Raw genomic sequence first — 22,925 nt, 5'->3', positions numbered from 1 at the left:
GGATCGCGAGGACACCCAGATGAGCGCTTACACCGGCACGTTGAATACGACACAGCGCATGGATGTCACGGCTGCCATCGCGGTGGCGCTGACGGTCGTCGGCTGGGCCTCCGCCTTTCCGGCGATCCGCGCCGGCCTTGCCGCCTTCGGGCCGCTGGAACTTGGCGCGCTGCGCTTTGCCATCGCCGCGGTTCCGGCGGCGATCTTCCTCGCGGTCAAGCGGCCGGCACTGCCCAGGCTCGATGAACTCTGGCGCTTTGTCTTCGGTGGTGCCGTCTTCGTCGCACTCTACACGGTGATGCTCAATTTCGGCGAGCTGACCGTTTCGGCCGGTGCGGCCGGCTTCATCATCAATGTCAGCCCGATCTTCACCGCCATCATGGCGATGGCGCTGCTCGGCGAACGCTTCTCGGGCCTGGCCTGGGCCGGCACATTCCTGTCCTTCGCCGGTATCGGCATCATCGCCATGGGCGAGGGGCAAGGGCTGCATTTCAACAATGGTGCGCTGCTTGTCCTCGGCTCGGCGCTGTGCTCGGCCGTCAACACCATCGTCCAGAAGCCGCTGTTTGCCCACCATCACCCGCTGACGATCTCGGCCTCGAATATGGTGCTTGGCGCGCTCTGCCTGTCGCCGTTCCTGCCGAGCGGTCTGGCGCAGGCGGCGGTCGCCGATACGGCCGGGCTCGGCGCGGTCATCTTTCTCGGCATCGTGCCCAGCCTGATCGCCTATGCCGCGTGGGCAACAGCACTTTCCCGGCTGCCGGCGGCGCGTGCCTCGAACTTCCTCTATCTGGTGTCGCCGATGGCGACGCTGATCGGCTTCTTCTGGCTGGGCGAGGTGCCGACGCTGCTCGGCATAATCGGCGGGGCGCTGGCGCTGGGCGGCGTCATTGTGGTGAATTTGAAGAGATAAGCAAAGGGTTTGGGGCTATGCCTGACTCGAAAAGAGCCGCTGTACAGCGGCTCTTTTCGTACCCCCACCCCGCTGCTTCGCAGCGACCCTCCCCACAAGGGGGAGGGTAAGCTCCTCGCCAGGCGTCGGCGGGTAGGCTCCCTACCTCCCCCTTGTGGGGAGGTCGGACCGAAGGTCCGGGTGGGGGCTGCGCCCTGCGAGTTTCTCACCGCCGCCCGAACAACCGCTCAATATCCGCGAGCTTGAGCTCGATATAGGTCGGGCGGCCATGGTTGCAGGTGCCGGAGCCCGGCGTCGCCTCCATCTGCCGCAGCAGCGCATTCATCTCTTCCGGTTTGAGCAGGCGGCCGGAACGCACCGAGCCGTGGCAGGCCATGGTCGCGGCTATTTTGTCCAGCCGCTCCTTCAGCGTGTCGACCGTGTCGTTGTCGGCGATCTCGTCGGCGAGATCGCGCACCAGCTGCTGGACGTTGGTCTCGCCGAGCATCGACGGCGTCTCGCGCACCGCGACGGCGCCGGGGCCGAAGCGCTCGATGCCGAGGCCGAAGCGGGCCAGCGTCTCGGAGTGGATGGCAAGCCGTTCGGCGTCTTCTTCCGGCAGATCGACGATCTCGGGCAGAAGCAGCATCTGCGACGGCACCGCGCGTGAGTGGAGGGCGTTCTTCAAGGCCTCGTAGACCAGCCGCTCATGCGCCGCGTGCTGGTCGACGATGACCAGCGAATCCCTGGTCTGGGCGACGATATAATTCTCATGCACTTGCGCGCGCGCCGCGCCCAGCGCCGTGCCGAGCAGCGTTTCCGCCGCTTCGTTTTGCCCGGCGCGCGCATCGGCGCTGTGCAGCGGCCCGGCGTCGAAGGCCGCCTGCTCGTCCTCGCCGAACCCGTCGCCCATATCGAGCGGCCGCTGCGGCGAACGGGCAGGATCGAACCCGGAAAAGCCCGATGCCCGATAGGCGGCCTCGTAGCTGCGGTGACCGTTGGCCGGGCCGCCATGCGCATAGGATGCGGCGCCTGGCCGGAACGCCGCCATCATGCCGGCGGCCCCGGTGGTGGCGGCGCGGATGCCGGCGTTGGCCAGCGCTTCGCGGATAGCGCCGACGATCAGCCCGCGCACCAGCCCCGGGTCGCGGAAGCGCACGTCTGCCTTGGCCGGATGGACGTTGACGTCGACGATCGCCGGATCGAGCGTCAGGAACAGCACGGTGACGGCATGGCGGTCGCGCGGCAGCACGTCGGCGAAGGCGCCGCGAATGGCGCCGGCGATCAGTTTGTCACGCACCGGGCGGCCGTTGACGTAAGCGTATTGCTGCAGCGCGTTGGCGCGGGTGAAGGAGGGGACCGAGACATGGCCGGCGAGATGCACGCCGTCCCGCATCGCGTCGATGGCGATCGCATTGTCGGAAAAGTCGGCGCCCATCACCTGCGCCACCCGGCGCAGCCGGCCTTCCGGGCTGTCGTCGGTCGCCGGCAGTTCCAGCGTCGAGCGGTCCGGGCCGGCCAGGGTGAAGCGCACGGCGGGAAAGGCGATGGCGATGCGCTTGACCACGTCGCCGGTGGCCGAGCTTTCGGCGCGCTCGCCCTTCATGAATTTGAGCCTTGCGGGCGTGGCGAAGAACAGGTCGCGCACCTCGACCGTGGTTCCGCGATTGGCCGCCGCCGGCCGGACCGCGGAGACGCGGCCGCCGTCGATGCCGATCTCGGCGGCGTTTTCACTGGACGCGGTGCGCGAGCGGATCGACAGCCGCGCCACCGAGCCGATTGACGGCAAAGCCTCGCCGCGAAAGCCGAGCGAGCGGATGTCGTGAATGTCGTCGGCGAGCTTGGAGGTGCAATGGCGCGCAATTGCCAGCGCCAGTTCTTTTTCCGGAATGCCCGAGCCGTCGTCGCTGACGCGGATCAGGTTCAGCCCGCCGCCGGCGGTGACGATCTCGACACGGCTTGCACCGGCATCGAGCGCGTTCTCGACCAGTTCCTTGACCACGCTTGCCGGACGCTCGATGACTTCGCCGGCGGCGATCTGGTTGATCATCGTTTCGGAAAGCTGGCGGATGGGCATGGGGCACTATAGGCGGATTCGTGGTCGATGCGAGAGGGGGAGAATAGCGTTGACCGTAGCAAGGCAGTGAGACTGCTCCGTTGCTCCGCCAGAGGGGGGTGCTGTCCCGCCACGATGTAGAGATAGGAATATTGTTGAAGTGAATGGGCTTGGCCCCCAATTGACTTATTAGAATTAGTCGGGCGAAGGCCAAAATCCGAAGCGAATGGCCGTTGGAGGCGACATTTGGACGTCATCCTAGATTACTTGATGGTAAATTTCGCTCGATGGATACAGCGTCGAAAGAGTCGTATTGCGAGAATAATTTGGTTTACTATTTGGACGGTTATTTCGATATTGCTAACAGTTTTTCTATTTTATCTCCTGTATATTCGAAACCTGACCATATAGTTTCGTGTTTCTACCACTGCGCCGCAGGTGCCGCCGCAGGCTCGATCGCGGACACCCTCGATGCGGATCTCGGGGGCACTGTCGCCCAATGCGAGGCGCGAGCGGATCGATAGCGGCGCTGCCGAGCCCATCGACGAAGCCTCGCCTCGAACGGCTTGCGCTTGCGTCGAGTCGTTCTCGAGGAAATCCACGCAGATAACCGCGACCGTGCATTCAAGTCATGAGCTTGGGCAGCGCTGCCGACAGTGCATCGACGGCAAGGCGGACTTTCATCGGCAGATGAGGCGTCTGCAACCACAGGGCATGAACGTCGTAGAGAAACCGGGATTGTTCCGGCAACAGCGGGACAAGTGCGCCCGCCTGGATGCGCTGGCGAACCATCCAGTATGGCAGCCACGCGAGCCCCATGCCGGCGGCCGCGGCATCGGCGATGGCATCGAGGTCGTCGAGCCGCAATCTGCTGACTGGCCTGACCTCAATCGCGGGGTGGCCATTGCGCGGAAACAGCCAAGGCTGAACGGCACGCCCGGAACGGCGGTAGATGATCGCGTGATGGCTGCCGAGGTCATCTATTTCATGTGGCTCGCCGTGCCGGTCGAGGTAGGGCGGGGACGCGCAGACGACCATGTGCTGGCGCGCGATGCGACGCGCCATCAGCCCGGCCTGGTCCTCCAGGTCGCCCGTTCTAATGGCAAGATCGCAGCCGTCTTCGGCGAGGTCGGCGAGCGTGTCGCTGAACGATAGGTCAAGTTCCAGCGCCGGATATTGCTGCGCAAGCCCGAACAGGATCGGGGCAACGCAGCGCCGGCCGAAATGCACCGGCATGAGGACACGCAGCTTTCCGCGCGGTTCGGCAAGCTGGTCGGCGGCGAGTGCATCCGCGGCCTCCGCTTCGGCAAGCACCAGCCGGCAGCGTTCATAATAGGCGCGCCCGAAATCGGTCAGGCTTTGGCGGCGCGTGGTCCGGTTGATGAGACGCACGCTCAGGCGCTCCTCGAGAAACCGGACATGCTTGCCGACCATCGGCCCGGACAGATCGAGAGCCGCCGCCGCGGCTGCGAACGAGCCCAGGTCGACGGCTTTGACGAACACGGCCATGCTCGTAAGGCGATCCATATTCAAAACCTACAGTTTCTGCTGATCTACTCAAGCGGCTATTTATCCGCCTGATGAGCGCTGGCATAGCTGATTCAGTTCAAATATTTTGGAGTTGTGACCGATGGCACGTGTCGTTCGCTTTCATGAGCTCGGTGGTCCCGAGGTCCTGCGCATCGAGAATGTTGACACGCCTGCGCCCGCGAGCGGTGAGATTCAGATCCGCGTCAAGGCGTTGGGTATAAACCGCGCCGAGGCGCTGCTGCGTTCGGGGACCTACATCCAGACCGCGCCGTTGCCTTCCGGTCTTGGGCTCGAGGCGGCGGGTATCGTCGAGATGGTCGGCGAAGGCGTGGACGGGTTTGCGCCTGGCGATGCCGTCAGCATCGTGCCGCCATTATCGATGGCCCGCTGGCCTGCCTATGGTGAGATTGCCACATACCCCGCCGAGCTCGTCGTCAAGCATCCACCATCGCTGAGTTGGGAAGAAGCCGCCGCAGCGTGGATGCAATATCTCACCGCCTACGGTGCGCTGATCGACATTGCCAAATTCCAAAGCGAGGACTTTATTGTCATTACCGCGGCCTCGAGCAGCGTCGGACTTGCCGCGATCCAGATCGCCAACATGATTGGCGCGATCCCGATCGCGGTCACACGGACATCCGCCAAGAAGCGGGCTTTGCTTGAGTTCGGCGCGGCCCACGTCATCGCCTCGGCAGAGGAGGACCTGGAAGCCAGGCTGAAGCGAATCGCCGGCCCGGACGGCGTGCGCGTGGTGTTCGATGCCGTCGGCGGCCCTATCTTCGAGCCACTGACGGCAGCGATGGCACCGGGTGGCATTCTCATCGAATATGGCGGCTTGAGCCTCGACCCGACACCCTTTCCGCTACCTGCAGTGCTGGCAAAGACACTGACGCTGCGCGGTTATCTCGTCCATGAGATCGTGCGCGATCCGGTCCGGCTGCAGGCCGCCAAGGCGTTCATCCTTGACGGACTGAGCTCGGGTTCGCTGAAGCCGGCAATCGCCAGAACCTTTCCGTTCGACCAGATCGTCGAGGCGCACCGCTATCTCGAATCGAACGAGCAATTCGGCAAGATCGTCGTGACGGTTTGACCGGGCATTTATCGGCCTCACGCCTGCGCCGCCAGCCAGTCCCGCACCTTGCGGGCGTTGTCGCTGAGTTCGCGGTTCTTCGACCAGATGACATGAAAGCCCTTGCCGGTCGTCATCGTGTGGCCGGTGACGCGCACCAGCAGCCCTGATGCCAGCAGCCGCTCGGCGAGGTGACCCCAGCCGAGCGCGATGCCTTGCCCTTCCATGACTGCCTGGATCACCAGCGCATAGTCGTTGATGCGCAAGCCGCGTCCGGCATCGGCGATGTCGACACCGGCCGAGGCGAACCATTCGTCCCAGCTCGCGGCCTCGCGAAACGGCTCTTCAAGATGGATAAGGCGGTGCGATTGAAGGTCCGCGACACGCTCCGGCAGCCCGAACCGTGCCACATAACTAACGCCGGCAACGGGGAATATCACCTCATCGGCCAGCGGCAGCGAATGATAATCCGGCCATTCCTTGGGCTCGCCGCCGCGCACGCCGAGCGGGATGTCTTCGGCGATGATGTCGAGATCGCGGTCGGCGGTCTGGATGCGCAGGTCGATGCCCGGCAATTCGTCGCGAAACTGCTGCAGGCGCGGCATCATCCAGAACGAGGCGAAGGCGGTCGAGGCGGCGAGCGTCACATGCGCACCGACGGCGATCTGGCGCAGATCCTCCGCCGACTTGCGAATGTGCGACAGGCCGAGCGAGACGTCGGCATGGAAGCGGTCGCCGGCCTCGGTCAGGCTGACTTGCCGGTGGCGGCGCTGGAAGAGTTTCGCGCCGAGCTGCTCTTCGAGCCCGCGGATCGCATAGGAGACGGCAGCCTGCGTCATGCCGAGCTCGCGCCCGGCGGCGGTAAAGCTCGACAGCCGCCCGGCGGCCTCGAAAACGATCAGGCTGCCGGCTGACGGCAGCAGGTGGCGCAAGCTTCGCATAAGCTGAGCTTATACAAGAGATCAGGATTTTCCAGCGTCACAGCCGCATTTTGTCTGGCTAGATTGGTCACCAACAGGAATATGGAGCCTTCATGAACGCACCGGCCGTTGAAGTGAGCGAACACACCAACCGCCGCAGCGGTGGCCGCCTGGGGCGCAAGGCGCTGCGGGGCGCGCCCATAGCGTCGTTTCCAACCCTGGTCCGCCAGATTCCCGTCTATCAGATGGTTCCGGACGAGGCGGTTGAGCTGATCCACCAGGAGTCGCTCTCCATCCTCGAAGAAGTGGGATGCGAGTTCCGCGACGATGAGGCGATCGCAATGTGGAAGGCGGCGGGCGCCGATGTCTCGGAGACAAGGGTCCGGATCGACCGCGCCCTGCTGATGGAGCTCATCTCGAAGGTCCCGTCGGAGTTCACGCTCAATGCGAGGAATCCCCAGCGTTCCGTACGTGTGGGTGGAAACAACTCCGTCTTCGTGCCGATGTACGGGGCGCCTTACGTGCGCGACCTCGACAACAACAGGCGCTACGGCACACTCGCCGACCTCAACAATTTCCACAAGCTCGCCTACATGGCGCCGGCGCTGCATTCGTCGAGCTCGATCATCTGCGAGCCGATGGAAATCGCGGTGCCGAAACGTCACCTCCACATCATCCATTCGGCGCTGAAGCACTCCGACAAGCCGTTCATGGGCATCGTGACCTCCAAGGATCGAGCCGAAGACACGATGGCGATGGCAGGCATCGTGTTCGGCGAGGACTATGTCCGCGACAACCCGGTCCTGGTGTCGATCACCAACTGCAATTCGCCGCTGGTGTGGGACGCCACCATGCTGGACGCGATGAAAGTCTATGCGCGCCACAACCAGCCGCTGATCCTCGCCCCCTTCGCCCTTTGCGGCGCCTCGACTTCGGCCTCTGCCGTCGGTGCGGTCGCGCAGGTCAATGCCGAAGCGCTGGCGGGCGTCGCGTTCACACAGCTCCTGCGTCCGGGTTCGCCGCAGATCTACGGACAGTTCATGGTGACGGTCGACATGAAGACCGGCGCTCCCATGGGCGGCACGCCGGAGGCGGCCCAGATGATGTATCTCATGGGCGCGCTGGCGCGGAAGTATCGTCTGCCGTGGCGCACGTCCGGTTTCCATGTCGGCTCGAAGCTGAACGACGCCCAGGCGGGCTACGAGGCGAACATGCTGATGCATGCCGCCATCCTTGCCGGCGCCAACTACATCTGGCACTCTGCCGGTTGGCTCGAGGCCGGCCTGACCTGCGGCTATTCGAAATTTGCCACCGACTGCGAGCAGCTTGTCGGCTGGTACAAATATGCTGGCGGGCTGCCATTCGACGATTTCAAGGAGGCTATGGCGGCTATCCGCGAGGTCGGACCACAGGGCCATTTCCTCGGCACCCAGCACACGCTTGAACATTTCGAGTCCGCCTTCTTCATACCGAGCATCATGGACTTCAATTCGTTCGAACAGTGGAAGGCGGAAGGAGCAAAGGACCACGACACCCGCGGCCGCGAGAAAGCGCGCAACATGCTCGCCGATTATGAGGAGCCGAAGCTCGATGAGGGCATCGCCGATGGTCTCAAAGATTTGATTGCGCGGCGCGAGGAGAAACTGCCGGACAGCGTTAGTTGATCACGGGCGAAGACCCGATGCGAACCATAAGGGAGGAAAAAATGACACTCTTCAGAAGCAACGGCGATCGCGTACCGAGCGCCATCGAAGCAATGGCCAGCGAGGCGCGCGCCGGTCGCGTCGACCGGCGGGAGTTTCTGGCCCTGGCAAGCGCTTTCGGCGCATCGACGGCCCTTGCCTACGGCATGATTGGACTTGCCGTGCCGGAGCGGGCTTTGGCTGAAGAGCCGAAGAAAGGCGGAACGCTGCACGTTTCGATGTCGGTGAAGGCGCAAAAGGACACGCGCACCTACGACTGGGTGGAACTTGCGAACATTTCACGCTGCTGGCTCGAGCCGCTTGTCCGCTACACCCGCCAGTTCACATTCGAGCCGGTTCTGCTCGAAAGCTGGGAGGTCAACGACGACGCCACCGAATACGTGCTGCACGTGCGCAAGGGCATCGCCTGGAACAACGGCGATGCTTTCAACGCCGATGACGTGGCCTACAATCTGACGCGCTGGTGCGAGAAGGCGGCCGCCGGCAATTCGATGGCCGCGCGCGTCGGTGCGCTGATCGATGCAAAGACCGGCAAGGCCAGGGAAGGGGCGATCACCAGGGTCGACGACAACACGGTGAAGCTGAAGCTGAACGAGCCGGACATCTCGCTGATCCCGAACTTCACCGACTATCCGGCGCTGGTGGTCCATCGCAACTTCGACGCCGACGGCGCCAATCCGATTGAGAAGCCGATTGGCACCGGGCCGTTCGAACTGGTGTCTTATGCGGTCGGCCAGAAAGCGGTCGTCAAACGTCGTGAGAATGGCAAATGGTGGGGCGGTGAAGCGCTTCTCGACGGCGTCGAATTCATCGACTACGGAACCGATTTCAACGCCTCGATAAATGCATTCGACTCCGGCGAAATCGACCTCAACTTCGAGACGCCGGCCGACTTCATAGACATTCTCGACAAGATGGGGCTGGTCAAATCGGAGGTCGCGACAGCGACCACGCTCGTCGCCCGGACCAACATCACGAACAAGCCCTATGACGACAAGCGGGTTCGCAACGCCCTCCAGATGGCCGTCGACAACAAAGCGGTGCTCGAACTTGGCTACGCCGGGCGAGGCACTGTTGGTGAAAACCACCACGTCAGCCCGATTCATCCGGAATACTACGCGCTGCCCAAGAAGACACGCGACGCCGCGGGCGCCAAGAAGCTTATGGCCGATGCCGGGCAGGACGACTTCGAGCATGAACTGATCACCGTCGAGGACGATTGGCAAAAGAACACCGGCGACGCTATTGCCGGCCAGTTGCGCGATGCCGGGATCAAAGTGAAGCGCACCGTGCTGCCGGGGTCGACGTTCTGGAACGACTGGACGAAATACCCCTATTCGATGACCATCTGGTACATGCGCCCGCTTGGCGTACAGGTGTTGGCGCTCGGCTATCGCACCGGCGAGGCCTGGAACGAAACCGGCTACTCGAACCCTGATTTCGACGCCAAGCTCAAGCAGGCTCTTTCGCTCATCGACGTGGAAAAGCGCCGCGAGGTCATGAAGGACATCGAGCAGATCCTGCAGGATTCGGGCGTCATCATTCAGCCGTTTTGGCAGAAGCTGTTCAGCCACATGAACGAGAAGGTGAAGAACTACGGTGTCCACCAAACCTTCGAGATGGATCTCCAGAATGTCTGGCTGAACGCCTGAGTTGCCAGCAGAGGACGCGTTGCAGGATTTCATGGACCGCAAGAAAGCCGACGGGCAAGATGCGTGGTACTGATAGCTTCCGTCAGTGAACAATCGGGGACACCCATGAAACTGCCACTTTTTGTTGCCGCGCTTTCGATGGCCGTGCCGGCGGCCGCGTTTGCCGGCCCTGCTGCCAACGCCGTGAAGTTCTTTTATGTCCCGTCGGTCAAATTCGAGGCCGATGCGCAATATCGCGACCGCTTCACCGCGCCGGTAACGAAACTGTTCGAACTGAACGACAATGCGGCAAAGAACCATCCGGATGAAGTTCCTTGCATCGACTTCGCCCCAGGTCTCGATGCGCAGGACTATGACGAGAAGACCGTGGCCAAGACGCTGACGCTGGCCGAAACGCTGGACGGCGACAGCGCCGAGGTGACGGCGACGTTCAACCTTTTCCCGGAAGGCGATGAGTCCAAACGCGAAATGGTCTGGTCGTTGAAGAAGGTCGACGGCCAGTGGAAGATCGCCGACATCACCTCGAAGACCAGCGGCTGGACACTGAGTGCGCTCGAATGCCTGGCCGGGCAGCCCCCGGAGTGATGCCGTGCTCCGCTGCCGTCCCTGGGTTCTGGCGACTGCGTGCCTGCTGGCCGGATTGAGCAGCGTCGCCGCTCAGGGCCTGTTGGGCGCGCCGCCCGCAAACGCGCCGGCCGACAGTGCGGCACCCCCGCCGGCAGTGTTGCCGCCGGCAGAAAACGCGCCGGCCGCACCCGTGCAGCCGGGCTCGCCGACCGCGGTGGTGAAGCCGTTCTACGAGCATGCCGGGCTCGAGGTCGATCCGGCTCAGCGGGGCCATTTCACCGACCCGGCAAAGTCGGTGCTCGACAAGAGCGACGCGCTGCGGAAGTCGGGGCAGGGCGAGTGCCTCGATCCCAACATGGCGCTCGACAATTCCGAATACGAAAAGGCGGAGATCGACAAGAGCCTGAAGACCATCGAAGCGGTCAAGGGCGACGAGGCCAAGGTCGTCGTCGCTTTTGTCGTCTCCGGCAATCCGCACCGGCTGGAATGGAAGTTCAAAAAGATCGACGGCGACTGGAAGATATCCGACCTGCTCTCGGTGACCGGCGAATGGGCGCTCAGCCAATACCAGTGCGAGTGAGAACGGAACCGATGAAGATCAGCAACATCCGCGTCACCCACGTCAACGTCCCGCTCGATGCTCCGTTTTGGTGGACGGCTGGTCTCTACGGCGGCGCCTCGAAATCGATCATCGAGGTCGAGACGGACGAAGGCGTGGTCGGACTGGGCGAGGCGCCATGGTGGCATTTCGGCGAGGTGATCAAGGCCGAGATCGCGCCGGCGCTGATTGGCGCCGATCCGCTCGACATCGCCGATTGCGAGGCGCGCTGCGTGCCGCCCTGGCAGATTACCGCCAACACCGGCGAGAATGCAGCCACGGTGGCGTTCGGCGCCGTCGAACTGGCGCTGTGGGATATAAGAGGCAAGGTCTTCGGCATGCCGCTCTACAAGCTGCTCGGCGGCGCGGTGCGCAAGGACATTCCGTTTTCGGAATATTTCGCCTTTCGCCCCGCTCAAGGCGGAGCCGGCGGCGAGATGACCGCCGAAGCGATCGTCGACTACTGTCTCGGCATGCGAGAACAGCACGGCTCGACGATCTTCGAGGGCAAGCTGATCATGGGCGATCCCGAGCTCGAGATCAGGACAGTGCGCATGCTGCGCGAGGCGCTTGGCGATAAAGCGCAGATCAAACTCGATTCCAACATGCAGTGGTCGCTGACCACAGCGCGCTGGGTGCTGGGCGAGATCGAGCCGTTCAACATCCGCAATTACGAGGATCCGGTCGCGACCTTCGAGGAGATGGCAGCGCTGCGCCAGCATTCGCGCATTCCGTTCTCCACGCACATTCCGGATCTCAGACGGGCAGTCGCGCTCGGTGCGCCGGATTACTTCGTCTGCAATTTCGCAGCACTCGGCGGATTATCGAAAACTCTGAAATTCATCGCCGCCTGTGAGGCGATGGGCAAGGGGTTCTGGTGCTATTCGAACGATCTCGGCATCATGACATCGGCTTATCTGCACGTCGTGGCGGCAACGCCATGGATCACCGAGGCGTCGCAATCCCTGTTTCGCTGGCAGATCGGCGACGTGATCAAGGACGGCCCGTTCAAACAGATCGCCAACACGGTGCGCGTGCCGGAAGGTGACGGGCTGGGTGTCGAACTCGCCCCGGCGGCAATGAAACGCTGGTCAGCGCACTTTGCCGAACACGGGCCGATGCACCATTTCAGCGATCCGAACAGTCCCGGCCGTTACCGGCGGCTGCCGCTCAACTGATGCGAAGTGCACGTGACCGATCGATGAGAAGAGGTCCTGTCGTGGTTGCTTTATTCGCGGCGGTTTGCGTCCTGGCCTGCGCTGTCACCTGGGAGGCAGGAAGCCGCGCGGTGGCCCGCGTGCCTCAGCAAAGCTTCACGCTGCCTGTGGGGTTACCGGTGGAGCGCATCGTTCTGAAGCAGGAGGGCGCGCCCGATCTTGCCGGTTGGGTGGCGGATCGGCAGGACAGTTGCGGAACAATCGTGCTGTTACACGGACGCGGTTCAAACAAGCTGGCCATGGTTCCAAGAGCGAAGCTGCTTTTCGAAAGCGGCTACTCGATCGTGCTGTTCGATCTGTCGGGACATGGCGAAAGCGGCGGCGATATCAGAGGCTTTGGTTACATCGAACGGCAGGACGCCAGCCGCATCCTCGCCTTTGCGCGGCAACGCTTCGCCGGTCGCAAGGTGGCGGCCATCGGCTCGTCGCTCGGTGCGGCTGCTTTTGTATTTGGCGCTCAGCAGGAGCATGCCGATGCCTATGTCCTGGAGCAGCTCTACGCGACTTTGCTGGAAACCACGGCGTTGCGAGCGCCCTTGCCTATGTTGCGCGACGTACAGGCGACCATCCTCTTGGCGCAGATGCAGCTCCGCCTTGGCTTCGGGGTAGATGATGTCAGGCCGGTCGATCGCATCGGCGCGATTGATCGGCCGATATTGCTGCTAGCAGGCAATTCGGATCCGTTTGTCGCTCGCAGCCAGACACTGGCGTTGAAAGATGCGGCAGGCGCTGACGCAAAGCTGGTCTGGTTCGACGGCGCGCGGCATGTTGATCTCTATCGCTATGACCAACAGCGGTACCGCGACGCGGTGATGCCTTTCCTGGAGACCAACCTGTGCCGGACCGGGATCAGGTGAGCCGCTCCGTCCGATTAGCCGCGCCCGCGATAGGGGGCGACGCCGGTGTCGGGCAGCCACACACCTTCCGGCGGCGCGCCGGTTTGCCAGAACACGTCGATCGGAATGCCGCCGCGCGGATACCAATAGCCGCCGATGCGCAACCACAATGGCTTGGTCGCGGCGATGATGCGGCGGCCGATCATGACGGTGCATTCTTCGTGGAAGGCGCCATGGTTGCGAAACGAGGTCATGAACAGCTTGAGCGACTTCGATTCCACCAGCAGCGCATCGGGTGCGTAGTCGATGACGATATGGGCGAAGTCCGGCTGGCCGGTGACCGGGCAGAGCGAAGTGAATTCCGGGCAGGTGAAGCGAACGATGGCCGGCGGGCCGTCGCCGCGCGAAAACGGCACGGTTTCCAGGACTGCCGCTTCAGGGCTCTGTGGCGCCTCGACGTTGGTGCCGAGCTGGGTGAGGTTTTTCGTATCGGTCATGAGCAGGTTCCTTGCTGCATGTCGCCCAAAACTGCGCAGCGATTTTGGGACAGCGACATGCGTAAAAACAAAAATTTGCCGCTCATTAGCACAATTTGAAACAGCAGGAAGACGATGACTAGCAACGACCCGCTCCTCCAGCCCTATCGGCTCAAGCATCTGACGCTGAAGAACCGGGTGATGTCGACCAGCCATGAGCCGGCCTATTCCGAGGACGGCATGCCGAAGGAACGCTACCGGCTCTACCATGCCGAAAAGGCCAAGGGCGGCATGGCGCTGACCATGACCGCCGGTTCGGCGATCGTCTCGCGCGACAGCCCGGCCGCTTTTGGCAATCTGCATGTCTATGACGACCGCATCGTGCCATGGCTCGCCGAGCTTACCGATGCCTGCCACGAGCACGATTGCATGGTGATGATACAGATCACCCATCTCGGCCGCCGCACCGGTTGGAACAAGGCCGACTGGCTGCCCGTCCTGTCGGCTTCGCCGGTGCGCGAACCGGCCCATCGCGCCTTTCCCAAGACTATCGAGGACTGGGATATCGAGCGCATCGTCGCCGACTATGCGGCGGCCGCGCAGCGCTGCCAGGCTGCCGGCCTCGACGGCATCGAGTTCGAAGCCTACGGCCATCTGATGGACGGTTTCTGGTCGCCGGCCACCAACCAGCGCGACGACGATTTCGGCGGCTCGCTCGACAACCGGCTGCGCTTCACCGGAATGGTGCTCGACGCAGTGCGTGCCGCGGTCGGCGAAAAGTTCGTCGTCGGCATCCGCATGGTCGCCGACGAGGATTTCGAGAAAGGCCTGTCGAAACAGGAGGGCGTCGAAATCGCCAGGCGGCTGGCCGGCTCCGGCAAGGTCGATTTCCTCAACATCATCCGTGGCTCGATCGAGACCGACGCGGCGCTGACCAAGGTCATCCCGGTGACCGGCATGCGCTCGTCACCGCATCTCGACTTCGCAGGGGAGGTGAGAGCGGCGACGAAATTCCCGACCTTCCATGCGGCGCGGATTTCCGACGTCGCCACCGCGCGTCACGCCATCGCCACCGGCAAGCTCGACATGGTCGGCATGACGCGTGCCCACATTGCCGACCCGCATATCGTCAAAAAAGTGATGGAGGGCCGCGAGCACGAGATCCGGCCTTGCGTCGGCGCCACCTATTGCCTCGACCGCATCTATGAGGGCGGCGAGGCGCTGTGCATCCACAATGCGGCGACGGGCCGCGAGGCTGATATCCCGCATATTATTCCGAAAACCGAGGGACCGAAGCGGAAGGTGGTCGTCGTCGGCGCCGGCGCCGGCGGGCTGGAGGCGGCGCGCGTCGCCGCCGAGCGCGGGCACCAGGTGACGGTGCTGGAAGCATCGAGCCAGGCCGGCGGCCAGGTGCGGCTGGCAACGCAAAACCCGCGCCGCAAGGAATTGATCGGCATCATCGACTGGCGCCTGGCCGAACTCGAGCGGCTCGGCGTCGAGATCCGCTATGACAGATGGGCGGAGACGGACGACGTGCTGGCGCTGTCGCCGGACGTGGTGGTGATCGCCACCGGCGGGCTGCCGCAGAACCCGCCTCTGACGGCGGGCGACGATCTCGTCACCTCGAGCTGGGACATCATGGCCGGCAGCGTCAAGCCGGCCGAGAACGTGCTGCTCTATGACGACAATGGCGGCCATCAGGGCATGGGTGCCGCCGAACTGATCGCCAATAGCGGCGCCAGGCTTGAGCTGGTTTCGCCCGAACGCTTCTTCGCCCCGGAAATGGGCGGCATGAACCATGTGCCCTACATGCGCGCCTTCCAGGAAAAGGGGGTCACGGTGACCATCAACACACGGCTGCGCTCGGTGCGGCGCGAAGGCAACCAGCTGATCGCCGAGCTCGCGTCCGACTTCGCCGATGGCTGGCGCGGCGAGCGGCGGGTCGACCAGGTGGTGGTCGAGCACGGCACGCTGCCGCTCGACGATCTCTATCTGGCGCTGAAGCCGCTGTCGAAGAACGCCGGCGCGATCGATTACGAAAAACTGGTCAATGGCGGCGACATCTTTCCGGTGCGCAATCCGCAGAGTGGTTTCGTCGTCTTTCGCATCGGCGACGCGGTAGCCTCACGCAATATCCACGCCGCCATCTATGACGGCATCAGGTTCGGCTTGCGGATCTGAGGAATATTTTGGATTGATTGGTGGCGCGCAGCCGAACCTCCGTACGGAGAGCCACCAGGCACGTCGGTCCGGTCTGCGCGCCGCGCACGCCGCCGGCCATCGCCGGGCACCGTACGATCTTGCGATTGCGGCAGGACGTTCAAAACATCCTGGCGGTGGCCATGCAGAACACGGTGATGACCAGCAGGCCGCCGGCGATGCGTTCGCCTTTTGTCATCTTGGCGCGCAACTGGGTTTGCTTCGCCGCATCAGCGCCGGCCAACTGCCTGCTGGCGGAACCCACCAGCGCGCCCTGAACCCCGGCGGCGATTAACGCCGTCAAGATGCCCAGCGCCAAGACCTTCTCCATCGAGCCGAAAGAGCCGTTGTGGAAGAAATACCACAGCAGCAAGCCGGTGAGGAAAACCACGCCGGCTGCGCCCATTTGCGGCCGGAAGAAACGTTCCGCCCTGATCTCCGGTTCGCGGGCGACCGCGATGGTGGTGCCGGCCCAGAACACGCCCGCCATGACGTGAAGGCCGAGGACGATGATGTAGACATATTGCATGACCGCATTTCCTCTCTTGCCCACCGCCAGGCATATTGATAGATATCAAATGATTAGATGTCAACGCATAAGCTCGAGCCAGTTCCATAGGCTTTGCCCTTGTTCTAGTGTCGGATCATGACGCCCTTTGACCGCCCGCCGATCGGGATGAATCTCGCGCGCACCGCCAAGCTGGTTGCGCAGGCTTTCGACGCTGCCTTGGTCGAGGCAGGCGGCACGCTGCCGGTCTGGGTCACGTTGCTGTCGGTCAAGTCGCGGGAACTGGCCAACCAACGCGAGCTCGCCGGCATGATCGGCATCCGGGGCGCAACGCTGACCCACCACCTCAACGCCATGGAGACGCAAGGCCTGCTGATGCGCCGCCGCGATCCCGAGAACCGCCGGGTTCACCAGGTGGAGCTGACCCAAGCCGGAGAAGCGCTGTTCCTGAAATTGCGCACCGCCGCGTTAGCCTTCGACAAACGGCTGCGGAAGGGATTGTCCGACGACAGGCTGGCAGAGTTTACAGAGGTGCTGGCCGCGCTACGGGCCAATGTCGAGGGTTAGAAATTAGGATACGAAACGCCATGCGCGAAATTTCGCTGAAGGATGCCGGGGCTACACTCTCGGCGCTGCTCGATCAGGTCGTCGCGGGAGAACCGGCCATCATCACCCGGCACGGCCGCAAGCAGGCGGTCATTTTGTCGTTTCAGGACTACGAAAGACTGGCGCGTGTGCCCAGCTTTGGACAATTGCTGGCAGGATTTCCCGGTGATGAGGATGACCTTCCGCCTCGGCAGATCAGGTCGGTTCGCAAGTCCGAACCATGACGGATCTACGCCCGGCAGCCCTGCAGCACCGTCAGCCTGGCCTTCTTGGACGTTCGCGCCACCAGCCATTCGCGCACGCTGTCCGGCGGCATCGGGAAAGCGATGGAATAGCCTTGCACCTGGTCGCAGCCGATCGCCATCAGTGAGTCGAGCTCGGCTTCGGTTTCGGCGCCCTCGGCAACGATCGAGATGCCGAGAGCGCGGGCGAGCTCGGTGAGGGCACGCACGATCTTGGTGTTGCCGTTGTTCTCGTTGATGTTCTGGACGAAGCGGCGGTCGATCTTCAGCCGATCGATCTCGTTTGGATTGACATGGCTGAGCGATGCGTAGCCGGTGCCGAAATCATCGAGCTCAAGATGGATGCCGGCGGCGCGAATGTGCCGCAGCTTTGCCGCGATACCGGTCTTCTCGTCGTCGAGGATGACGGATTCGACGATCTCCAGCGACAGTTTGTGCGCTGGCAGGCCAGCCCTCTCCAGCATGTCGAACAGGAAGACTTCGAAATCTGTCTCGCGCAGCTCCGAGCCGGATACATTGACGGCGATCCGTCCGAAGGCGATGCCTGCGCGGTTCCATTCGGCTGCTTCGTCGATCGCCTTGGCGATGACGATGCGGCCGATCTCGGGCATGAGACCGCATTTTTCCGCGATCGGAATGAACTCGCCCGGCGCGATCATGCCGCGCTCGGCATGTCTCCAGCGAACCAGAGCCTCGATGCCACTGATGGCGCCGTCCGACAGCGACACCTGCGGCTGGAAATAGACCTCGAACGCCTTCTCCGAGATGGCGGTCCTGATGTCGAGCTCGAGCTGCTTGCGATAATCGAGTTCGTGCCTCAGCTCCTCGGAGAAGAACGACAAGCTGCCGCCGCCCTGCTTCTTGGCGGAATACAGCGCCAGATCGGCATGGACGAGCAGATCCTGCGCATTGTCGGCGTCGACAGGGTAGACCGCAATCCCGGCACTTACGCCCGGATGGATTGTCGTGCCTCGAAAGACGATCGGCTTGTTGAGCTTGGTCAGGATGCGCCGGGCGACGGTATCGATGTCCTCGGTGCTGCCGGCGCCGTTGAGAATCATGACGAATTCATCGCCGCCGAGACGCACGTTGAGATCCGACGTACGGCACGAATCACGCATGCGCTGCGCAGCCGCCACCAGCACATAATCGCCGGCGGCGTGGCCGAACGTGTCATTGATCTGCTTGAACCGGTCGAGATCGAACTGCACCACGGCAACCCGTTCACGCCGTCGCCGCGCCGCATTGATCAGCGTATCGAAATGCTCGGTCAAGAAGGTGCGGTTGTGCAGGCCGGTCAGCCCGTCATGCACGGCGATAAAGGCCATGGAATTGCGCGCATCGACCAGCTCGCGCGTCCTGCGCAGGATGGCATTCGACATTGGCCTGAAAATGAAAAGCGCCACCAGCACGATGACGCCGATGGTCGAGTAGAACAATGTGCGGTTAAGATCGAGAAGTGTTTCGGATCGCTGGTCTGCAAAGGCGCTGATGCGCTGGCCAAGTGCGGCATAGCCCGACAATGTTGCGTTGGCAACGGAAGCGTTCAGGTTGACGCGCTCCTCTCCGCCTTTGTAGCCACCATTGCCGGCCATGTTGAGCCGCGATTCGAATGACGAGATCAGGCGTTCGCCGTTGGCGATAAGCCCGACCGAGAAATAGTCGAGATGGTACGGCTTGGCGAAAAGCACGCTCTCGATCGATTTCGGATCGAACCTTGCCGGCGACGCCGGATCGGCGGCGGTCCGTTCGAGCAGCAGATCGTAGTTCTTCTCGAACTCCACCGTCGCTTGCTTGAGCGCGCTAACCAGGGCCCGCTGTTGATCGCGCTGGGCGCTGCCTGTCGCGCCGGCAAGGAAGACGATGCGCTGCGACAGGGCTTTTTGTGTGCTGACGATATCGAGCAGCGCCTGATTGTGCCGTTGGGTAGACATCACCTGTTGCAGCAGGATGAAGGAGGCCACGACCATGGCGGCTATGATCAGCAGAGCCAGCCAATAGCCAGATTTGATCAGGAGTATGAGCCTGCCTGAAACGGCGTGCACCGGCTGCTGCGACATTTTCTGAGGCGGCCCTCTCGCCAACGAATTCTTGTGCGACAACCTTTGGCTTCAAAGTGTTAACAGGTTTGGGACGGCAGCAGGCCGGCGGCGGCGACCGTGGCGGGAAACCCGCAAAGTGGTTATTGCAATCTTTCGCGGCGCCTCCGCATTTGAACATCGTGGCCTCTGCGGTGCCACTGCCGCCACCGAAGCGGTCGCTTTTGCGATGGATTTTTCGTCCGCGCGGCGCGACAGTCCTCGTCGATCTCACCAGGGCCCGATCATGACCGAAGCATTCCTTTCCCACATCGACAGCGAGCTTGAAGGACTGAAATCGGCCGGCCTTTACAAATCCGAACGGGTGATAACCTCGACCCAATCGGCCGAGATCGAGGTCGGCGGCGAGAAGGTGCTGAATTTCTGCGCCAATAATTATCTCGGCCTCGCCGACAGCGCCGAACTGCGCGAGGCGGCCAAGCAGGCGCTCGACCGTTACGGCTACGGCATGGCGTCGGTGCGCTTCATCTGCGGCACGCAGGAAGAACACAAGCAGCTCGAGGCGACCATTTCTGACTTCCTCGGCATGGAGGATACGATCCTCTACGGCTCCTGCTTCGACGCCAATGGCGGCCTGTTCGAGACGCTGCTCGGCGAGGAGGATGCGGTCATCTCCGATGCACTGAACCACGCCTCGATCATCGACGGGGTACGGCTGTCGAAGGCAAAGCGCTTCCGCTACGCCAACAACGACATGGCCGATCTCGAAGCGCGGTTGAAAGAGGCGCGCGACTGTCGGTTCCGGCTGATCGCCACCGACGGCGTGTTCTCTATGGATGGCATCGTCGCCAATCTGAAGGGCGTCTGCGACCTCGCCGACAAATATGACGCAATGGTCATGGTCGACGACAGCCATGCAGTTGGTTTCGTCGGCACGAATGGCCGTGGCTCGGCCGAACATTGCGGCGTCGAGGGCAGGGTGGACATCATCACCGGCACGCTCGGCAAGGCATTGGGCGGCGCGTCGGGCGGCTACACATCGGGCAGGAAGCAGGTGGTCGACTGGCTGCGCCAGCGCTCGCGCCCCTATCTGTTCTCCAATACGCTGATGCCGGCGATCGCCGGCGCCTCGATTCGGGTGTTCGAACTGGTCCGCAATGGCGATGCGTTGCGTCAGCGCCTATATGCCAACGCAGCGCGGTTTCGCTCCGAGATGGGCAGGCTCGGCTTTACACTGGCCGGCGCCGACCATCCGATCATCCCGGTGATGCTGGGCGACGCGACGCTGGCGCAGGAGATGGCGGCGCGGATGCTGAAGCGCGGCATCTATGTCATCGGCTTCTCCTTCCCCGTGGTGCCGAAGGGCCAGGCGCGCATTCGCACCCAGATGTCAGCCGCCCATTCCAGCGCGGACATTGACCGTGCGGTTGAGGCGTTCGCCGCAGTCGGTCGCGAACTCGGCGTGATTTCCTGAACGGCCGGAACCGAAAGCGATTCCGGATCAAGAGATTCAAGCGACTAAGTTCAGGCGACTAAGGTTCAGGCGACTAAGGTTCAGGCGACTAAGGTTCAGGGGACAAGAGAATGTCGAACATGATGAAGGCGCTGGTCAAGGCCAAGGCCGAGCCGGGCATCTGGATGGAAGAAGTGCCGGTGCCGGAAATCGGTCCGAACGACGTGCTGATCAAGATCAGGAAGACGGCGATCTGCGGCACCGACGTGCACATTTACAATTGGGACCAGTGGGCGCAAAAGACGGTGCCGGTGCCGATGGTAACCGGCCACGAATTCGTCGGAACCGTCGCCGATTTCGGCACGGCGGTGACCGAGTACAAACTCGGCCAGCGCGTTTCCGGCGAGGGCCATATCGTCTGCGGCCATTGCCGCAACTGCCGGGCGGGCAGGGGGCATCTGTGCCGCAACACGCTTGGTGTCGGCGTCAACCGGCCGGGCGCCTTTGGCGAATACCTTGCGATTCCGCAGCACAATGTGGTGCCGATCCCTGACGACGTGCCGGACGAGATCGCGGCAATCTTCGATCCCTTGGGCAATGCGGTTCACACCGCATTGTCCTTTGATCTCGTCGGCGAGGACGTGCTGGTCACCGGCGCCGGGCCGATCGGCATCATGGGCGCGCTGGTGGCGCAGTGCGTCGGCGCGCGAAAAGTGGTCATCACCGACATCAACCCGGTGCGCCTGGCACTGGCGAAAAAGCTCGGCGTCCAGCATGTCGTCGATGCGTCGAAGGAAAAGCTGCGCGACGTGATGCCGGCGCTCGGCATGACCGAGGGTTTTGACGTCGGCCTCGAAATGTCGGGTGCCGCGCCTGCCTTCCGCGACATGATCGACACCATGAACAATGGCGGCAAGATCGCCATTCTCGGCATCGCGCCGACCGGCTTCGAGATCGACTGGAACAAGGTCATCTTCAAGATGCTGCATCTGAAAGGCATCTACGGCCGCGAGATGTTCGAGACCTGGTACAAGATGATCGCGCTGGTGCAGGGTCCTCTCGATGTGTCGGGGCTAATCACGCACCGGATCGGCATCGACGATTACATTTCCGGTTTCGAAGCGATGAAGAGCGGCAATTCCGGCAAGGTGGTGATGGATTGGTGAGGCATATAGGGGTGCAAGATGGCGGATAATGAGCACGGTCGCATCATTGCCTCGCAGGCAAAGATCGTACTGAAGCCCGCCGGATTTCAACGCAAAGGGAAGTCTCGAATCTGGATCGCCGATCGCGGCTTCTGGCTAAGTGTAGTCGAGTTCCAGCCCAGCTCTTGGTCCAAAGGCACTTACCTTAACGTAGCAATCCACTGGCTCTGGGGTTCGCTCCCTGAAACAGTTACCTTCGATCGTCCTCAGCGCATTGGACAGTTCGTTCCGTTCGAGAGCCCGGCACAGTTTCTGCTCGCGGTTGATCAAATGGCCAAGAAGGCCGTCGAAATCGATCAGGTTCACCGATCAATGTTCCCTTCCGTGCAGGCGACAGCGACAATCCTCGTGAATGAATTGCAGCCGGGCGCCTACGGCGAGTGGGCGGCCTTCCACGCCGGGGTGGCGGCCGGTTTGGCTGGTGATTTTGAATCGGCAAGGCGGCTGTTTGAAAGCGCTCAGAGACATGCGGCTTCGCAGGCGCAGCTTCTCTTGGGCTACATCGATGATCCGATAGCATTTCGAAGCCGTGTCAGAGGCTTCATTGTAGCCGAACGCGCCTATTATGGTTTAGGAGCGTTGCCTGCCGCGGTAGCCATCTGATTTCTGCGACGGTCGAACCTATGGAGGATTTCAACCCTGGGTGAGTTTTGCCTCCAGCGCCGCTACCCCACTGACAATCGCCGCCCGCTCTTCCGCACCAAGCCTCTCCAGCAGCTCCCGCTCGAACTCCTTCGCCAGCGGCACCATTTCGCGATAGGCGGCAAGCCCCGCTTTGGTCAGCGTCAGATGCTCGACGCGACGGTCTTTCTCGTCTGGCGTGCGGGTCAGCCAGCGCCGCCGCTCAAGCTCGGCCACCGCTCGCGACACCTTGGTCTTGTGCATGGCCGATTGCTCGCCGAGCGCCGTCGCCGTCATCGTGCCGTGCTGTCCAAGCCCGGCCAGTGTGCGCCATTCGGGCCGGGTCAGGCCGTGGCGGTCCTTGTAGATCCTTGAGAACTCGCGGCTGACCGCATCGGCAAGCCGGTAGAGCCGGTAAGGCAGGAAGGATTCGAGTTCGAGGATTTCCATGATTGGCCTTGACTGAGCAGGCTTGCGGCTCCTGCGAGACATCACTGTTGATGGTTACATTTTCAATGGTTACAAATGAAACCAGT

General features: G+C 62.7%; 21 protein-coding genes. 14 read left to right on the top strand and 7 right to left on the bottom strand.

Annotated features, from left to right (window positions below; all coding sequences use genetic code 11):
* Window positions 1-19 precede the first annotated feature (19 nt).
* Window positions 20-913 (top strand): DMT family transporter, encoded by an 894-nt coding sequence (locus tag NKJ23_RS26745; protein WP_352683486.1) that lies wholly within the window; start codon window positions 20-22, stop codon window positions 911-913.
* Between the two features lie 205 nt (window positions 914-1,118).
* On the opposite strand, the gene mutL is transcribed toward NKJ23_RS26745, so the two are convergent.
* Complete coding sequence (gene mutL / locus NKJ23_RS26740; RefSeq protein ID WP_352683484.1) at window positions 1,119-2,969, bottom strand: DNA mismatch repair endonuclease MutL; 1,851 nt, start codon at window positions 2,967-2,969, stop codon at window positions 1,119-1,121.
* Window positions 2,970-3,572: 603 nt separating this feature from the next.
* On the bottom strand, window positions 3,573-4,475 hold the full coding sequence (locus NKJ23_RS26735) for a LysR family transcriptional regulator (protein WP_352683482.1): 903 nt from the start codon (window positions 4,473-4,475) through the stop codon (window positions 3,573-3,575).
* A gap of 103 nt (window positions 4,476-4,578) precedes the next feature.
* Here NKJ23_RS26735 and NKJ23_RS26730 point away from each other — a divergent pair, with 103 nt between their 5' ends.
* Window positions 4,579-5,568 carry a zinc-dependent alcohol dehydrogenase family protein gene (locus NKJ23_RS26730; protein ID WP_352683480.1) on the top strand — a complete coding sequence of 330 codons (990 nt, stop codon included), beginning with the start codon at window positions 4,579-4,581 and terminating at the stop codon, window positions 5,566-5,568.
* Between the two features lie 17 nt (window positions 5,569-5,585).
* On the opposite strand, the gene NKJ23_RS26725 is transcribed toward NKJ23_RS26730, so the two are convergent.
* On the bottom strand, window positions 5,586-6,488 hold the full coding sequence (locus NKJ23_RS26725) for a LysR substrate-binding domain-containing protein (protein ID WP_023674388.1): 903 nt from the start codon (window positions 6,486-6,488) through the stop codon (window positions 5,586-5,588).
* A 92-nt stretch (window positions 6,489-6,580) separates the two neighbouring features.
* Between NKJ23_RS26725 and NKJ23_RS26720 the strand changes: the two genes are divergently transcribed.
* The 6 genes from NKJ23_RS26720 (at window position 6,581) to NKJ23_RS26695 (ending at window position 13,061) form a co-directional block, all read left to right on the top strand.
* Window positions 6,581-8,131, top strand: coding sequence for a trimethylamine methyltransferase family protein (locus tag NKJ23_RS26720; protein WP_352683478.1), 1,551 nt, complete (start codon window positions 6,581-6,583; stop codon window positions 8,129-8,131).
* A 41-nt stretch (window positions 8,132-8,172) separates the two neighbouring features.
* A complete protein-coding gene (locus NKJ23_RS26715) occupies window positions 8,173-9,822 on the top strand; it encodes an ABC transporter substrate-binding protein (RefSeq protein ID WP_352683476.1) in 1,650 nt (549 codons plus the stop codon).
* Window positions 9,823-9,927: 105 nt separating this feature from the next.
* Window positions 9,928-10,407 carry a DUF3828 domain-containing protein gene (locus NKJ23_RS26710; protein ID WP_352683474.1) on the top strand — a complete coding sequence of 160 codons (480 nt, stop codon included), beginning with the start codon at window positions 9,928-9,930 and terminating at the stop codon, window positions 10,405-10,407.
* 4 nt (window positions 10,408-10,411) lie between these two features.
* Window positions 10,412-10,969, top strand: coding sequence for a hypothetical protein (locus tag NKJ23_RS26705; RefSeq protein ID WP_352683472.1), 558 nt, complete (start codon window positions 10,412-10,414; stop codon window positions 10,967-10,969).
* An 11-nt stretch (window positions 10,970-10,980) separates the two neighbouring features.
* A complete protein-coding gene (locus NKJ23_RS26700) occupies window positions 10,981-12,165 on the top strand; it encodes a mandelate racemase/muconate lactonizing enzyme family protein (protein WP_352683470.1) in 1,185 nt (394 codons plus the stop codon).
* A gap of 110 nt (window positions 12,166-12,275) precedes the next feature.
* A complete protein-coding gene (locus tag NKJ23_RS26695; RefSeq protein WP_352569803.1) occupies window positions 12,276-13,061 on the top strand; it encodes an alpha/beta hydrolase in 786 nt (261 codons plus the stop codon).
* A 14-nt stretch (window positions 13,062-13,075) separates the two neighbouring features.
* Here the strand turns inward: NKJ23_RS26695 and queF are convergent, their stop codons facing one another.
* Window positions 13,076-13,537 carry a preQ(1) synthase gene (gene queF / locus NKJ23_RS26690; protein WP_023674394.1) on the bottom strand — a complete coding sequence of 154 codons (462 nt, stop codon included), beginning with the start codon at window positions 13,535-13,537 and terminating at the stop codon, window positions 13,076-13,078.
* A 114-nt stretch (window positions 13,538-13,651) separates the two neighbouring features.
* Here queF and NKJ23_RS26685 point away from each other — a divergent pair, with 114 nt between their 5' ends.
* Window positions 13,652-15,697 carry an oxidoreductase gene (locus tag NKJ23_RS26685; RefSeq protein ID WP_352683468.1) on the top strand — a complete coding sequence of 682 codons (2,046 nt, stop codon included), beginning with the start codon at window positions 13,652-13,654 and terminating at the stop codon, window positions 15,695-15,697.
* A gap of 139 nt (window positions 15,698-15,836) precedes the next feature.
* Here NKJ23_RS26685 and NKJ23_RS26680 read toward each other — a convergent pair whose 3' ends face one another.
* On the bottom strand, window positions 15,837-16,244 hold the full coding sequence (locus tag NKJ23_RS26680) for a hypothetical protein (RefSeq protein WP_023674396.1): 408 nt from the start codon (window positions 16,242-16,244) through the stop codon (window positions 15,837-15,839).
* 117 nt (window positions 16,245-16,361) lie between these two features.
* Between NKJ23_RS26680 and NKJ23_RS26675 the strand changes: the two genes are divergently transcribed.
* Window positions 16,362-16,790 (top strand): MarR family winged helix-turn-helix transcriptional regulator, encoded by a 429-nt coding sequence (locus NKJ23_RS26675; protein ID WP_352457122.1) that lies wholly within the window; start codon window positions 16,362-16,364, stop codon window positions 16,788-16,790.
* Between the two features lie 20 nt (window positions 16,791-16,810).
* A complete protein-coding gene (locus NKJ23_RS26670) occupies window positions 16,811-17,053 on the top strand; it encodes a type II toxin-antitoxin system Phd/YefM family antitoxin (RefSeq protein WP_352452273.1) in 243 nt (80 codons plus the stop codon).
* A gap of 5 nt (window positions 17,054-17,058) precedes the next feature.
* On the opposite strand, the gene NKJ23_RS26665 is transcribed toward NKJ23_RS26670, so the two are convergent.
* A complete protein-coding gene (locus tag NKJ23_RS26665) occupies window positions 17,059-19,131 on the bottom strand; it encodes a putative bifunctional diguanylate cyclase/phosphodiesterase (RefSeq protein WP_352683465.1) in 2,073 nt (690 codons plus the stop codon).
* Between the two features lie 265 nt (window positions 19,132-19,396).
* On the opposite strand from NKJ23_RS26665, the gene NKJ23_RS26660 reads away from it, so the two are divergent.
* From NKJ23_RS26660 to NKJ23_RS26650, 3 genes are all read left to right on the top strand, one after another.
* The gene (locus tag NKJ23_RS26660) at window positions 19,397-20,584 is read left to right on the top strand and encodes a glycine C-acetyltransferase (RefSeq protein WP_352683463.1); all 1,188 of its coding nucleotides are present in this window, start codon (window positions 19,397-19,399) and stop codon (window positions 20,582-20,584) included.
* A 110-nt stretch (window positions 20,585-20,694) separates the two neighbouring features.
* Window positions 20,695-21,729 (top strand): L-threonine 3-dehydrogenase, encoded by a 1,035-nt coding sequence (tdh, locus tag NKJ23_RS26655; protein ID WP_352452270.1) that lies wholly within the window; start codon window positions 20,695-20,697, stop codon window positions 21,727-21,729.
* An 18-nt stretch (window positions 21,730-21,747) separates the two neighbouring features.
* Complete coding sequence (locus NKJ23_RS26650) at window positions 21,748-22,371, top strand: DUF4304 domain-containing protein (RefSeq protein WP_352683461.1); 624 nt, start codon at window positions 21,748-21,750, stop codon at window positions 22,369-22,371.
* A 30-nt stretch (window positions 22,372-22,401) separates the two neighbouring features.
* Here NKJ23_RS26650 and NKJ23_RS26645 read toward each other — a convergent pair whose 3' ends face one another.
* A complete protein-coding gene (locus NKJ23_RS26645; RefSeq protein ID WP_352683459.1) occupies window positions 22,402-22,839 on the bottom strand; it encodes a MarR family winged helix-turn-helix transcriptional regulator in 438 nt (145 codons plus the stop codon).
* Between the last annotated feature and the right edge of the window lie 86 nt (window positions 22,840-22,925).

This window comes from Mesorhizobium sp. M0184, from assembly GCF_040322215.1.
Classification (GTDB): Bacteria; Pseudomonadota; Alphaproteobacteria; order Rhizobiales; family Rhizobiaceae; genus Mesorhizobium.
This window is presented reverse-complemented; position numbering and strand designations above follow the sequence as displayed.

What these genes read in the sequence shown, in the direction of transcription:
- NKJ23_RS26745 (WP_352683486.1), top strand. Translation starts at nt 20, where the DNA reads ATGAGCGCTTACACCGGCACGTTGAATACGACACAGCGCATGGATGTC.
- mutL (WP_352683484.1), bottom strand. Translation starts at nt 2,969, where the DNA reads ATGCCCATCCGCCAGCTTTCCGAAACGATGATCAACCAGATCGCCGCC.
- NKJ23_RS26735 (WP_352683482.1), bottom strand. Translation starts at nt 4,475, where the DNA reads ATGGATCGCCTTACGAGCATGGCCGTGTTCGTCAAAGCCGTCGACCTG.
- NKJ23_RS26730 (WP_352683480.1), top strand. Translation starts at nt 4,579, where the DNA reads ATGGCACGTGTCGTTCGCTTTCATGAGCTCGGTGGTCCCGAGGTCCTG.
- NKJ23_RS26725 (WP_023674388.1), bottom strand. Translation starts at nt 6,488, where the DNA reads ATGCGAAGCTTGCGCCACCTGCTGCCGTCAGCCGGCAGCCTGATCGTT.
- NKJ23_RS26720 (WP_352683478.1), top strand. Translation starts at nt 6,581, where the DNA reads ATGAACGCACCGGCCGTTGAAGTGAGCGAACACACCAACCGCCGCAGC.
- NKJ23_RS26715 (WP_352683476.1), top strand. Translation starts at nt 8,173, where the DNA reads ATGACACTCTTCAGAAGCAACGGCGATCGCGTACCGAGCGCCATCGAA.
- NKJ23_RS26710 (WP_352683474.1), top strand. Translation starts at nt 9,928, where the DNA reads ATGAAACTGCCACTTTTTGTTGCCGCGCTTTCGATGGCCGTGCCGGCG.
- NKJ23_RS26700 (WP_352683470.1), top strand. Translation starts at nt 10,981, where the DNA reads ATGAAGATCAGCAACATCCGCGTCACCCACGTCAACGTCCCGCTCGAT.
- queF (WP_023674394.1), bottom strand. Translation starts at nt 13,537, where the DNA reads ATGACCGATACGAAAAACCTCACCCAGCTCGGCACCAACGTCGAGGCG.
- NKJ23_RS26685 (WP_352683468.1), top strand. Translation starts at nt 13,652, where the DNA reads ATGACTAGCAACGACCCGCTCCTCCAGCCCTATCGGCTCAAGCATCTG.
- NKJ23_RS26680 (WP_023674396.1), bottom strand. Translation starts at nt 16,244, where the DNA reads ATGCAATATGTCTACATCATCGTCCTCGGCCTTCACGTCATGGCGGGC.
- NKJ23_RS26675 (WP_352457122.1), top strand. Translation starts at nt 16,362, where the DNA reads ATGACGCCCTTTGACCGCCCGCCGATCGGGATGAATCTCGCGCGCACC.
- NKJ23_RS26670 (WP_352452273.1), top strand. Translation starts at nt 16,811, where the DNA reads ATGCGCGAAATTTCGCTGAAGGATGCCGGGGCTACACTCTCGGCGCTG.
- NKJ23_RS26665 (WP_352683465.1), bottom strand. Translation starts at nt 19,131, where the DNA reads ATGTCGCAGCAGCCGGTGCACGCCGTTTCAGGCAGGCTCATACTCCTG.
- NKJ23_RS26660 (WP_352683463.1), top strand. Translation starts at nt 19,397, where the DNA reads ATGACCGAAGCATTCCTTTCCCACATCGACAGCGAGCTTGAAGGACTG.
- tdh (WP_352452270.1), top strand. Translation starts at nt 20,695, where the DNA reads ATGTCGAACATGATGAAGGCGCTGGTCAAGGCCAAGGCCGAGCCGGGC.
- NKJ23_RS26650 (WP_352683461.1), top strand. Translation starts at nt 21,748, where the DNA reads ATGGCGGATAATGAGCACGGTCGCATCATTGCCTCGCAGGCAAAGATC.
- NKJ23_RS26645 (WP_352683459.1), bottom strand. Translation starts at nt 22,839, where the DNA reads ATGGAAATCCTCGAACTCGAATCCTTCCTGCCTTACCGGCTCTACCGG.